This window comes from Streptosporangium sp. NPDC023615, from assembly GCF_040640155.1.
In the GTDB taxonomy this organism is placed as follows: Bacteria; Actinomycetota; Actinomycetes; order Streptosporangiales; family Streptosporangiaceae; genus Streptosporangium.
In genome coordinates this window covers 21,570-34,876 of sequence record NZ_JBFABE010000008.1, presented here as the reverse complement: position 1 = coordinate 34,876, position 13,307 = coordinate 21,570, and the positions used below count along the sequence as shown (strand labels likewise).

At 74.0% G+C, this 13,307-nt stretch carries 7 protein-coding genes; 4 read left to right on the top strand and 3 right to left on the bottom strand.

The features are described 5' to 3' along the window. Positions 1–134: 134 nt before the first annotated feature. From AB0G16_RS08850 to AB0G16_RS08840, 3 genes are read right to left on the bottom strand one after another with little or no spacing between them, the layout of a single operon-like run. Positions 135–1,532, bottom strand: coding sequence for an acyltransferase (locus AB0G16_RS08850; RefSeq protein WP_362800920.1), 1,398 nt, complete (start codon positions 1,530–1,532; stop codon positions 135–137). Beyond that, positions 1,529–1,951 carry a DUF1707 domain-containing protein gene (locus AB0G16_RS08845; RefSeq protein ID WP_362800917.1) on the bottom strand — a complete coding sequence of 141 codons (423 nt, stop codon included), beginning with the start codon at positions 1,949–1,951 and terminating at the stop codon, positions 1,529–1,531. The genes AB0G16_RS08850 and AB0G16_RS08845 overlap by 4 nt, the downstream gene beginning before the upstream one ends. Positions 1,952–1,969: 18 nt before the next feature. Continuing rightward, complete coding sequence (locus tag AB0G16_RS08840) at positions 1,970–2,647, bottom strand: phosphotransferase (RefSeq protein WP_362800914.1); 678 nt, start codon at positions 2,645–2,647, stop codon at positions 1,970–1,972. Positions 2,648–2,817: 170 nt separating this feature from the next. Between AB0G16_RS08840 and AB0G16_RS08835 the strand changes: the two genes are divergently transcribed. From AB0G16_RS08835 to AB0G16_RS08820, 4 genes are all read left to right on the top strand, one after another. Further along, positions 2,818–3,654: an ABC transporter ATP-binding protein gene (locus AB0G16_RS08835; RefSeq protein ID WP_362800911.1), complete on the top strand. Its 837-nt coding sequence runs from the start codon at positions 2,818–2,820 to the stop codon at positions 3,652–3,654. Then, a complete protein-coding gene (locus AB0G16_RS08830; protein WP_362800908.1) occupies positions 3,644–4,429 on the top strand; it encodes an ABC transporter permease in 786 nt (261 codons plus the stop codon). Before AB0G16_RS08835 ends, AB0G16_RS08830 begins: the two co-directional genes overlap by 11 nt. Before the next feature lie 168 nt (positions 4,430–4,597). Beyond that, complete coding sequence (locus tag AB0G16_RS08825) at positions 4,598–9,385, top strand: SDR family NAD(P)-dependent oxidoreductase (RefSeq protein WP_362800905.1); 4,788 nt, start codon at positions 4,598–4,600, stop codon at positions 9,383–9,385. Then, on the top strand, positions 9,382–13,305 hold the full coding sequence (locus AB0G16_RS08820) for an SDR family NAD(P)-dependent oxidoreductase (protein ID WP_362800902.1): 3,924 nt from the start codon (positions 9,382–9,384) through the stop codon (positions 13,303–13,305). The genes AB0G16_RS08825 and AB0G16_RS08820 overlap by 4 nt, the downstream gene beginning before the upstream one ends. Positions 13,306–13,307 lie beyond the last annotated feature (2 nt).

Genomic DNA, 13,307 nt, shown 5'->3' with positions numbered 1-13,307 from the left:
GAGAGAACATCCCGTTCGACCATTCGTGGCATTAACCATTGGTCGGCGTTAATCCTCATCGGCGACCGTCGGCAGTCATTCGCGGCCATCGGATTTCACCGGGGCGAACGCGACCCGCCGATGACGGTGGTGAATCATTCCGCACCCCGCGAACGGGACGTTCCCGCGGCCGGCGCGCGATTCGGCGCGCCGGGCTTCCGGGGCCGCATCCCGAACAGGAAGCGGGTGAGGCGGGTCCGCCGCACCAGCAGGTCGTAGGCCAGGACCATCAGGACGAGCGAGCACGCCACGATGACGACGTACTTGACCGCGATCGGCGCCTGCCAGCGCACCACCTGGTAGGCGACCGCGACCACGATGGGCTGGTGCAGCACGTACAGGGGCAGCACGGCCTCGGCCAGGTACCCGCGCAGACCGCCGTCCCCCCTCCGGGAGCCGACGGCCGGACGGACGCCGGGGTGGGCGTCCGGGCTGACGCCGGGGTGGGCGTCGGGACGAGCGGCCGGATCCGCGTACCGGACATCGGGCGGGTCCCCGGGGGGACGGGCCTCGGAGGCGGCATCGGGACGAGTACCGGAGGGACCCGTGCCGGAACGCGCGGGGACGCGGTCGAGGAGGCCGACGATCGTCAGCATCCAGCACCACCCCGCGGCGCCGTACAGTGCCCGGCCGAGGACGGCCAGCGGCGCCGAGGAGGTGAAGGCGTCGTCCCCCGCCGACAGGAGCACCGGCACCCCGGCCGCGAACAGCGCCAGCCCGCACGCGGCGACCACGCGCAGGTCGCGGCGCACCGCCCGGCGGAAGCGCTCGTCGGCGGCGAACGCGAACCCGCAGCAGAAGAAGACCAGGTACGCCCACCGGCTCCACCCGGCGTACTCCTCCTCCAGCCCGAGGACCATGCTGATCAGGACGAGCGGCAGGGCGGGCAGCAGCATCGCGCCGCGCACGCGGGCGAGCCCGGCGATCCGCTCGCCCAGCCCCGGTGACGGCGGCCACCGGACCGCGAGCGACAGCAGCAGCGAGAACGTCAGCAGCAGGACGAGGAACCACAGGTGGCCCGTCTCGAAGTGCTCGCCCTGCAGCACGAACGGGAACTCGGCGAGGTCGAGCTCCACGTGGAAGAACCGGGGCAGGAACTCCGGGTACGACTCCCGGTAGGCGGGATCGGCGCGCAGGCGCAGCCACTGCGGCACCGGGACGATGGCCACCGTGGCGAACACCAGCGGCACGGCGATCCTGCGCAGGCGCTCCGCGGCGTAGCCGGCCGGGCCGCGCCGGCCCAGCGAGTGGCGCGCGGCCAGGCCGGCGAGGTAGAAGAGCAGCGGCATCGCCCACAGCACGCCCAGCACGCTGATGACCATCGTGAGGCCGGTGGTCTCGGCGTTCTTGACGTAGAAGTCGTCGCGGGCGTCGAACACCAGAGCCGAGTGGAAGAGCACCAGCCCGACCACCACCGCCACGCGCAGGAGGTCCATCCCCGCCCGCCGCCCGTCCCCCGCGAGGGCCGCGGGCCCGCTCGAGGGAAGGGTCATGACCGGCCCTCCGGCGGGAGGGAGCGGGTGCGGGCCACGTGGACCGCCGTGACCACGGCCAGCACGGCGGCGGGACCGAGCATGTCCTTGGGCCAGAACTCCAGCGGGCACGCCTCCACCACGCTGGCCACGCCCCAGGCCACGACGTTGAGCGCCAGGATCGCCCCCCAGACGACCCACAGGATCCTCAGCCACCGGGACACGTCCCGGCGGACCGGTGGCGGGCCCTGCCGTCGTTCGGCGGGCAGGTCGGCGAGCAGCACGGCCAGCTCGCCGCGGGTGGTGGCGGACAGGGCCCGGCCCACCCGGTCGTCGAACTCCGGCATGTCGAGACAGCCCTCCTCGACGGCCAGCCGCAGCCGCCGGGTGGCGGCCTCGCGGTCGTCGTCCGACGCCCGTACGTCGCCGTGCTCGGCCATCTCTACCTCCTGTGGGGGCTACAGGGATGTCTCTCCGGCCTCGCGGGCCAGGAAACGGTCGATCTCGGCCAGTTCCTCGGCCGGGAGGTCGCGTTCCGCGCGCCGGCGCTCCGCCGCCGCCCTCAGGTGGGGGCGGGCCGTCACCGGGTCGACGCCGTCGAGGAAGGCGCCGAGCAGGTCGGCCCGCTCGGCGGCCAGCGGCGGGTCCGCGATGGTGGCGGTGGCCAGGATGAGCCAGGTGCACGCGACGTCCACGGCGGGCGTGCCCCTGGCGGCGTTGGCCCAGTCGATGACGCGCGGGCCGTCGTCGGTGAGGAGCACGTTGCCCGGGTGCAGGTCCAGGTGGAGCAGCCGGTTCCCGGGGCGGCCGAAGGCGGCCTGCAGCCAGCCGGGCGACCGCACGGCGGACAGCGTCCGCAGCAGGCCGGCCAGGAGCGCGCCGTACTCGGCCGCCCGCCGGGGGGCGCGGACCGCCTCCTGGATGAGGCTCGGCCCGTCCACGTGCTCCATGAGGATGTCGGGCCCGTCGGCGTCGAAGATCTCCGGGGCGGGGAAGCCGTGCCGCCGGACGTGCCGCATCACCGCGGCCTCGCGTTCGAGGCTGCGGCCGTCACGCGAGCGGCGGACGACCCGGCCGGGTCCCGCCTCGAAGATCTCACAGTCGTAGCCGGAGACGATCAACGATCCAACCTGCATGCCAGTCAGGTTAGGCGGTAAAGCCGATCCGTCGATACGTCAATGCGGTGACCGTTTCCGGCGGTAACTACCTGCCAGCGGAAGAGGCGATATTTGTCGCTACCGTGAGTCGAACATGGATTCATTCCCCGCTCACCTGTTTATTCCATTAATTATGGGGAGGTGACACGTTGCTGGTAGCAACCGATCTCGTCAAGCGTTATGGCGACATCCAGGCCCTCGACGGATTCACTCTGAGCGTGGCGGCCGGAGAGATCGTCGGCCTCCTGGGGCACAACGGCGCGGGCAAGACGACCTTCGTCGAGATCGTGTCGAACCTGATCCGCCCGGACGGCGGCAGGGTGACCATCGACGGCAGGCCGCCCGCCGCCGTGCGCGGCCGGATCGGTGTGGCTCCCCAGCACATCGCCCTGTACCCGTCGGCGACCGTGCGCGAGCATCTGGAGCTGTACGGCAGGCTCTCGGGGCTCCGCGGGGCGGCGCTGCGCTCGGAGATCGAGGACCTGTCGGTCGTGCTGCGGCTCACCGAGCTCATGGAGAGGCGGGCCGGCAAGCTCTCGGGCGGCCAGCAGCGCCGCGCCCAGGCCGCGACCGCGCTCGTGCACCGGCCGGGCCTGCTGCTCCTCGACGAACCCACCGCGGGCGCGGACCTGGAGACCCGGCAGGCGATGCTCGACGTCGTCAAGCAGCGCGCCGGCGAGGGCGCCGCCGTCGTCTACACCACCCACTACCTGCCCGAGCTCACCGAGTTGCAGGCCACGATCGCGGTGGCGCGCGGCGGCCGGGTCATCGCCCGCGGCTCCTACGAGGAGCTGGCCAGGGACCTGCCGGGCGAGGTGCGGGTGACGCTGGAGGGCGAGGAGGAGATCAAGATCTCCACCCCGGACCCGGCGGCGACGCTCATCGACCTCCTGCACACCACCAAGCGCCCGATCAGCTCGGTGGACGTGCGCAACCCGTCCCTGGACGACCTCTACCGATCCCTGGCGGTCCACGATGCTCCTTGACGCCCCGCGGCCCGGTCTGGACCTGCTCGGCTCCGCGCACCGGATCGCCGCCCTGGCCCGGCACAACCTGATCCTCCGGCTGCGCGACCCCGGCCAGATGATCAGTTACGTGGCCATGCCGATGGTGCTCATGCTGGTGCTGCGGCCCCTGTACGTCAGGGCGCTGGACGCCGGCGCCACCCAGGTGGCCACCGGCCTGATGGTCATGTTCTCCGTCTTCGCGATCTCCCTGGCGGGCAACGCGATCCTGTCCGAGCGCACCTGGCGCACCTGGGACCGGCTGCGGGTGAGCCGCGCCCCCGCGGCCGAGCTGCTCGTCGGCAAGACCCTGCCGTTGTTCGGGGTGATGGTCACCCAGCAGTCGATCCTGCTCGTGTACGGCTGCCTGGCGATCGGGCTGCCCGTCCCGCCCAACCCCTTCCTCGTGTTCGCGTCGATCCTGATCTGGGCGTTCGCGCTGCTGGCGATCGGGGCGGCCCTGGCCACGCTCGTGCGCAGCCACGGCGAGCTCAGCGTCATCACCGACGTGGGCGCGCTCACGCTCAGCTCGCTGGGCGGGGCGCTGGTGCCGCTGAGCCTCATGCCCGCGTGGGCGCAGGCGGTCGCGCCCGCGTCGCCCGGTTACTGGGCCCTGAACCTGATGCAGTCGGCGGTCTCCGGGAACGTGGCGGGCACGCTGCGCCCGGCGGCCGTGCTGCTGGTGATCGGCCTCCTGGCGGGCACGTTCGCCGCCCGCAGGCTCGCGCGCGGCTGGGGCCGCGGCGGGCTGATGTGAGCCCCCGACGTGAGCCCCTGACGTGAGCACCGACGTGAACACCGACATGAGCACCGACGTGAACACCGGCGTGAGCCCCTGACGTGAGCACCGACGCTGACGTCCCGAGCGCCTCGTGCGCGCCGCGGTGAGCACCGCAAGCCAACTCCAGTGAATTGAGGCAGGTTGATGGATCACGGACATCCACCGGGCGACACCGACATCGCGATCATCGGGATGGCCGGTCGGTTCCCCGGCGCGACCGACATCGGGACGTTCTGGCGCAACATCAGCACCGGCGTCGAGTCGTTCACGCGCTTCTCCGACGACGAACTGATCGCCGCGGGCGTCGACCCGGCCACGTTCCAGCAGCCGAACTACGTCAGGTCGCGGCCGATCCTGGAGGACATCCGGGGGTTCGACGCCGGGTTCTTCGGCTACAACCCGCGCGAGGCCACGCTCGCCGACCCGCAGCAGCGCATCTTCCTGGAGTGCATGTGGGAGGCCCTGGAGATCGCCGGCTACGCGGCCCCCCAGGGCCGGGGCAGCGTGGGCGTGTTCGCCGGGATGAACATCAGCGGCTACCTGCTGACCCGGCTCATGGCGTTCCAGATGGGCGTCGACACCTCCGCCCTGATGATCGGCAACGACAAGGACTCGCTGGCCACGAACGTCTCCTTCCGCCTCGACCTGAACGGGCCCAGCCTGTCGGTGCAGACGTTCTGCTCCACGTCGCTGGTCGCGGTGCACCTGGCGAGCGAGAGCCTGCGCCGGGGCGAGTGCGACATGGCCCTGGCCGGCGGCGTGTCGGTGCGCATCCCGGACCGGATCGGCTACCTGTGGGAGGAGGGCGGCCAGGAGTCGCCCGACGGGCACGTGCGCACCTTCGACGCCGAGGGCCGTGGCAGCATGTTCGGCGACGGTGCCGCCGTGGTGACGCTCAAGCGCCTGCCGGACGCGGTCGCCGACCGCGACACCGTGTTCGCCGTGATCCGCGCCTCGGCGATCAACAACGACGGCGCGATGAAGTTCAGCTACCTGGCGCCCAGCATCGACGGCCAGCGCCGCTGCGTGTCGGCGGCCCTCGCCCGCGCGGGCGTCGACCCGGCCGACGTCTCCTACGTCGAGGCGCACGGCACCGCCACCGAGGTCGGCGACCCGATGGAGGTGGCCGCGCTGACCCGCGCCTTCGGCGCGACCGAGCGCAGGCAGTACTGCGTGCTCGGCTCGATCAAGCCGAACGTCGGCCACCTCGACAGGGCCTCCGGCGCGACCGGGCTGATCAAGGTGGTGCAGTCGCTGCGCCACGAGCTGATCCCGGGCACGCTGCACTACCGCTCCCCCAACCCGGAGATCGACTTCGAGGCCAGCCCGTTCCGTGTCACCGCCGAGCCGACACCGTGGCCGCGTACCGGCGACCGGCCCCGCATCGCGGGCATCAGCTCCCTGGGCATGGGCGGCACGAACGCGCACGCGATCGTCACCGAGGCGCCGCTGCCCGCCGAGCGCCCGGCCCGCTCGCGCCGCTGGCAGATCCTGCCCGTGTCGGCCCGCTCGGCGGCGGCCGCCGAGCGCTCCTGCGCGCGGCTCGCCGAGCACCTGGAGGGCACCGCCGACCCCACCGCCTCCCTCGGCGTCGCCGGCTCCGCCGCCGACCTCGGGGACGTCGCCTACACGCTGCAGGCCGGGCGCAAGGTGTTCAACCACCGCAAGGTCGTCGTCGCCGACTCGACCGGCAGGGCCGCGGCCCTGCTCGCCGACCCGGCGGGGCCGCTGGGCCGCAACGACGCCACCGTGGGACGCCAGGTCGGCTTCCTGCTCGCCGGGGTCGGCGAGCAGTACCCGGGCATGGTGGCCGCGCTCTACGCCGAGGACCCGGGCTTCCGGGCGGACGTCGACGAGTGCCTGACCGTTCTCGGGCTCACCGAACCCGGGCAGCTCTCCGACGTGTTCACGCCCGCCGGGCCGGCCGCCGACGCCTCGAACGGCTCGAACGCCTCGAACGGCGCCGGCGGCGCGGGCGACCTGGCCAGGCTGCTGGGCCGGGCCGGCGCCGGGCAGGCGCCGCTCTCGGCCACCGAGGCCCACCTGGTGCAGCCCGCGGTCTTCGTCGCCGAGTACGCGCTGGCGCGCAGCCTCATGCGGTGGGGCCTGCGCCCCGAGGTCATGATCGGTTACAGCCTGGGCGAGTACGTCGCGGCCTGCCTGGCGGGCGTGCTGTCGCTGCCCGACGCGCTGCGGCTGGTCGCCTACCGGGCCAAGCTCATCACCTCCCAGCCCGAGGGCGCGATGCTCGCCGTCTCGGCCAACGAGCGGCGCCTGACCGCGGTGCTCGGCGAGGAGGGCACCCGCGACCTGGACGTGGCGATCCGGGCGGGCGCCCAGGTGGTGCTCGCCGGGCCGGAGGCCGCGGTCGAGGTGGCGGCGGCCCGGCTGCTGGAGGCCAGGATCGGCCACCGGCGGCTGGAGACCACGCACGCCTTCCACTCGCGGATGCTCGCGCCGGTCGCCGGCGAGCTGACCGCGTGGATCACCGACAACATCACCCTGAACCCGCCGGTCCTGCCGTACCTGAGCAACGTGACCGGTGCGCCCGCCACCGCCGAGCTCGTCACCGACCCCGGGTACTGGGCGCGGCACATGTGCGAGACCGTCGAGTTCGGCGCCGGCCTCGACCACGTGCTGGGCATCCCCGAGCTGGCCCTCGCCGAGATCGGCCCCGGCCAGTCGCTGGGCGCCCTGACCCGCGGCCACCAGGCCTGCGAGCGCGGGCGCTGGCCGCTCATCGTGACGACGCTGCCCGCCGCCGGCGAACAGCAGGACGCGGGCGCCGCGCTGGCGACGGCCGTGGCCAAGCTCTGGCTGACCGGCGTGCCGGTGGACTGGGACGCACTGCACGACGACGGCGACGGCTGGAGGCCGGGCCGTGTCCCGCTGCCCTCCTACCCGTTCGAGCACCAGAAGTACTGGCTGGAGATCGACCCGTCCGCGCTGGGCGGCGCCGGCACGCCCGCGTTCGACGAGAGCGATCCCAAGAGCATCGCCAAGGCCTACCCCCGGCTGCCCGACACCGCCTGGATCCACGCGCCGACCTGGCGCGAGACCACCCCGCGGGCGCCGCTGCCGCAGGAGGCGGACCGCTGGCTGGTCTACACCGACACAGGGCTCGCCGACGAGCTGGCCGCGCCGCTGCTGGCGCACCTGGAGGCCACCGGCCGCCAGGCGGTGCTGGTACGGCCGGGCGAGGAGTTCTCCAGCGGCCCCGACGGCCTGCGGGTGCGGCCCGGCTCGCCCGAGGACGCCGGCGCGGCGCTGCGCGAGCTGACCGGCCGCGACTGGGTGCCCGAGCGGATCGTGCACCTGTGGAACGCCGCCGGCGACGAGCCCATGGACGAGTCCCTGCGGCGCGGCCTGCACACGCTGGTCGCGTTCGCCCGCGCCTGCGGCGACCTGGGGCTGCACGGCTGGACCCTCGACATCGTCACCGGCGGCGCCCACCGCGTGCACCCGGGCGACCGCGTGAACGCCGCCGCCGGCACCCTGCTCGGCCCCACCCGGCTCATCCCCGTCGAGTACCCCAGGACGCGTACCCGGCTGATCGACCTCGGCACCGGCATCGGCACCGGCATCGGGGCCGGGGCGCTGCTCGCCGAGCTGCGCGCCGAGCCCGCCGACCAGGTCGTGGCGCTGCGCGGCGGCCGCCGCTGGATCCCCGACTACGAGACGCTCGACGCGGGCGTCATCGAGCAGGCCCCGCCCGCGGCGCGGGTCCGCGAGGGCGGCGTCTACCTGGTGACCGGCGGGCTCGGCGGCATCGGGCTGGCCATGGCCGAGAGGCTGGCCGAGCGGTACCGGGCGCGGCTGGTCCTGCTGGGCCGCACGCCGGTCCCGCCCCGCGAGGAGTGGGCGTCGATCCTGGCCGGCGGGAACGCCGCCGGCGAGGTCCTGCGGCGGCTGGAGGGACTGCGCCGCCTGGAGGCGGCCGGCTCCGGCGTGGTCACCGTCGCCGGGGACGTCTCCCGCGTCGAGGACGTGCGGCGCGCCGTGGACGCCGCGATCGAGAACTTCGGCGAGCTGCACGGCGTGCTGCACTGCGCGGGCGTGCCCGCGGTGGGCCTGATGCAGTTCAAGACCGTCGCCGACATGGACCGCGTACTGGCGCCCAAGGTGGCCGGCACGCTGGCGCTGGCCGAGGTGCTGCGCGAGAGGCCGGTCGACTTCCTGGCGCTGTTCTCGTCCACGACGTCGGCGACGGGCGGCGGCGCGGGCCAGGTCGACTACTGCGCGGCCAACGCCTTCCTCGACTCGTTCGCGCTCAGCGACCCGCTGCCCGGCGTGACCGTCACCTCCATCGACTGGTGCGAGTGGACGTGGAACGGCTGGACCGACGGGCTCGACAACTACGACGAGGGCTCCCGGCAGTACTTCGAGTGGTACCGGGAGAACTTCGGCCTCACCTTCGACCAGGGCTGGCAGACGCTGCTGCGGGTGCTGGCCAGCGGCGAGCCGCACGTGGTGGCCTCCACCCAGGACTTCGCGCCGATGGTGGCGATGAGCCGCCGCTCGTCCATCGAGAGCCACCAGGCGGTGGTGAAGAAGATCCGCGACGCCTTCGGCCGCCACCCCAGGCCCGACCTGTCGACCGCCTACGTCGAGCCGCAGTCGCCCACCGAGGAGACCATCGCCGGGGTGTGGACCGAGGCGCTCGGCCTGGAACAGGTCGGCGTGCACGACAACTTCTTCGAACTCGGCGGCAACTCGCTGCTCGGCATGGAGATCATCGCCGAGGTCAGGAAGGCGCTGGAGTTGTCCTACCTGCCGCCGCACATCCTCTACCAGGCCCCGACGATCGCCTCGCTGGCCGAGGCGGCCACGGCCGACCAGGAGTCCGGCGGGCAGCCCGCCGAGGCCAGGGAGCAGCAGCGGTCCAGGATCGCGCAGCGGCGCAACATGCTCAGGAGCGGAAGGACGTCATGACCGGAACCGACTACGAGTCCGCGGTCGCGCTGATCGGCATGTCCGGGCGCTTCCCGGGCGCCGGCGGCGTCACCGAGCTGTGGGACAACCTGCTCGCGGGCGTCAAGGGCCTGCGCACGATGACCGAGGACGAGCTGCGCGAGGCCGGGGTGAACCCCGGCACGCTGGCCGACCCCCGCTACGTCCGCGTCAGCGGCCCGCTGGAGGACATCGACCGGTTCGACGCCGGCGTGTTCGGCATCAACCCGCGCGAGGCCGAGATGATGGACCCGCAGCACCGGCTGTTCCTGGAGTGCTCGTGGGAGGCGCTGGAGAGCGCCGGCTACTGCCCCACGGACGTGCCCGGCCAGGTCGCCGTGTTCGGCGGCTGCGGCTTCCCCGACTACATCGTGCAGAACATCCAGCACCTCACCTCCCAGCCGGGCGGCGCCATGCTGATGGCCATCGGCAACGAGCGCGACTCCCTGGCCTCGCTGGTCTCCTACAAGCTGGGGCTGCGCGGGCCGTCGGTGTCGGTGCAGACGTTCTGCTCGACCTCGCTGGTCTCGGTCCACCTGGCCTGCCAGAGCCTGCTCACCTACGAGTGCGACGTGGCCGTGGCCGGCGGCGCCTTCACCCCCCTCCCCCAGGGGTCGGGCTACCTGTACGAGCAGGGCGGCATCATGTCGCCCGACGGCCGGGTGCGCAGCTTCGACGCCGAGGCGGGCGGCACGGTGATGGGCAGCGGCGCCGGGGTGGTGGCGCTCAAGCGCATGTCCGACGCGATCGCCGACGGGGACGTCATCCACGCGGTCATCCTGGGGTCGGCGTCCAACAACGACGGCCGCCTGCGCGCCGGCTACACCGCGCCCGGCGTGGACGGCCAGGCCGAGGTGATCGAGTCGGCGCTGGGCGTGGCCGGGGTCAAGCCCGAGACCGTCGGCTACGTCGAGTGCCACGCGACCGGCACCATGCTGGGCGACTCGATCGAGCTGGCGGCCATGAGCCGGGTCTTCACCCAGGCCACGGAGACGCCGTGCGTGCTGGGGTCGGTCAAGCCGAGTCTCGGCCACCTCGACCGCGCCTCCGGCGTCACCGGGCTGATGCGTGCCGCGCTCGTCCTCAAGCACGAGCTGCTGCCGGGCACGCCCGGCTACGAGACGCCCAACCCGGCGCTGGCGACGGCGCGCGACCGGTTCACCGTGCTGACCGAGAACCGGCCGTGGAAGGCGGGCCCGCACCCCCGGCGGGCCGGGGTGAGCTCCTTCGGGCTCGGCGGCACCAACGCGCACGTGGTGATGGAGCAGGCGCCGGCCCGTCCGGCGCGGCCCGCCCGGCCCGGCCCGCACCTGCTGGTGTTCTCCGCCGGCGACGAGCAGGCCCTGACCGACCTGACCGGGCGGCTCCGCCGTCACCTGGGCGAGGAGCGCTCCGCCGACCTGGCGGACGTGGCGTTCACCCTGCAGATGTCGCGGGGCGCCTTCGCGCTGCGCCGGGCGGTCGTCTGCGCCGACCGCGACGACGCGGTGGCCGCGCTGGCCGACCCGTCACGCTGGATCGACGGCAAGACCCAGCGGCGCAACCCCCGCCTGCGGCTGGCCGTACCGGCGGACGTCATGCCCGCGGACGACGGCGGGACCGCCGCCGCGGGGGCCGGCGCGGTGCCGGACTCCTGGTGGGCGGAGCTGCACGCGGCCGTCCACGCGGTGCTGCGCCCCGGCGCGACGGTCTCCGGGACGGCGCCCGGGGCGGTGGGCCGGAGGGAGGCGCTGGCCGCGCTGGCCGACGGCCTGACCGGGATCGGCGTCCAGCTGGTGGGCGACGACGACACGCAGGCCGAGGAGGTGCCGGTCGCGCCCGAGGAGGGCGCCGACGCCGCCGCGTGGCTGCTGTCCACGCTGGCGCGGCTGTGGCTGGCGGGCAGCGTCCTGGACTGGGCGAAGCTGCACGGCGGCGCCGGGCACCGCGTCGAGCTGCCGACCTACCCGTTCCAGCGGCGCAGGTTCTGGGTCGATCCCCCCGCCGACACCGCGCGCCCGCAGGCCGTAGAGGGCAAGAACTTCGACCGGTCGCAGTGGACGCACCTGCCGTCCTGGAAGCAGCGCCCGCTGCCCGTCGCCGGGCTGGACGAACGGCTGCGCGAGGCCGGCCCCTGGCTGGTGTTCACCGCCGACGAGCGCGGCGAGGCGCTGGTCGCGCGGCTGGAGCGGGCCGGCGCCGAGGTGACCGCGGTACGCGACGGCGACCGGTTCGCCCAGCACGACGACGGCTCCTTCACGATCCGCTCCGGCAGGGCGGGCGACATGGCCGAGCTGATGTACTCGCTGGTGGTGGGCCCCCGCGCGATCGTGCACGGCTTCAGCCTCGCCTCCGCCGAGGCCGGGCCCGGCGGCGACCCGGCGGCGCACTTCGCCGCGGAGCAGGACCGCGGTCTCTACTCGGCGATGGAGCTGGCCCGCGAGCTGGTCGACAACACCGGCTCGGCGCCCCGGGCCGAGCTGGTCCTGCTCACCTCCCTGGCGGTGAACGTCGCCGGGGCCGAACTGCGCCACCCCGAGCACGCCACGCTGGCGGCGCTCGCGCCCAGCCTGCAGCAGGAGAACCCGCGCCTGCGCTGCCGCCACGTCGACCTCGACGCCCCCGCCGGCTCCGGTGCCGGAGCCGGCGGCACCGCGGACGCCGGTGGCGCTCCCGGCCTGGAGGCGCTGGCGGAGGCGGTGCTGGCGGCGTCGGTCTGCGCGCACGAGGGCCCGATGGCGGTCCGCGCGGGCGAGACGTGGCTGCGCCACTACGAGCCCTACCCGATCGCCGACCTCGGCCCGGGGGAGCGGCCGTTCCGCGACGGCGACACGGTCCTCATCACCGGCGGGCTCGGCGACGTCGGCCTGGTCCTGGCGCGCCACCTGGCCGACACCTACGGCTGCCGCCTGGTGCTGACCGGCCGCTCCCCCCTGCCGCCCCGGCAGGAGTGGGACGCCCACCTGGCGGACGTGCCGCCCGGCGGCGAGCGCACCGCCCGGCACATCCGCAACATCCGCGACCTGGAGGAACGCGGCGCCACCGTGCTCGCCCTGTCGGCCGACGTGGCCGACGAGGAGCGGATGGCCGCCGTCGTGGCGGAGGCGGTCGCCCGGTTCGGCGGCATCGACGTGGTGGTTCACGGCGCGGGCGTGCAGGACGGCGCCTACTTCAACTTCGCCCACCTGATGGACCGGCCGCAGTGCGACGCCCACCTGGCCGCCAAGGTCGGCGGCTTCCACGTCCTGCAGAAGGTCCTCGGCGACCACTGCCCGGATCGGCGCGTCACTCTGTCGTCCATCGCCGCCGTGCTCGGCGGCATGACGCTGGGCCCGTACGCGGCCGCCAACGCCGCCCTGGACGCCTACGTCCGTGTCGCCCGCACCCGGGGCGCCGGGCGGTGGGTCACGGTGGACTGGGACACCTGGAACATCGACCCCGACCGGGTGGCGGGCCACAGCGGCGCCGTCGTCGACTTCGCGATGACCCCGGCCGAGGGCGTGGACGTGCTGGAGCGGGCGCTGTCGGCCGCCGACCGCGCCGGTCACCTCGTCATCTCGACGGGCTCGCTGGACGCCCGGATCGCGCAGTGGGTCACCGGCGACATCCACGAGACCGGCGACGACGATGACGACGACCGGGAGCGGCACCCCCGTCCCGAGCTGAACAACGCCTACGTGGAGCCGCGCGAGGGCACCGAGGCCACCCTGGCCTCGATCTGGTCGCGGGTGCTGGGCATCGAGCCGATCGGCGCCCTGGACAACTTCTTCGAGCTGGGCGGCCACTCGCTGCTCGCCATCGAGCTCACCACCCGGATCCGCAGGTCGCTGAACGCGTCGGTGCCGGTGACCGGCCTGCTGGAGTGCCCGACGGTGCGCCAGCTCGCCGAGCTGCTCGACGCGCGCGACGACGAGGAGGGGTGAGG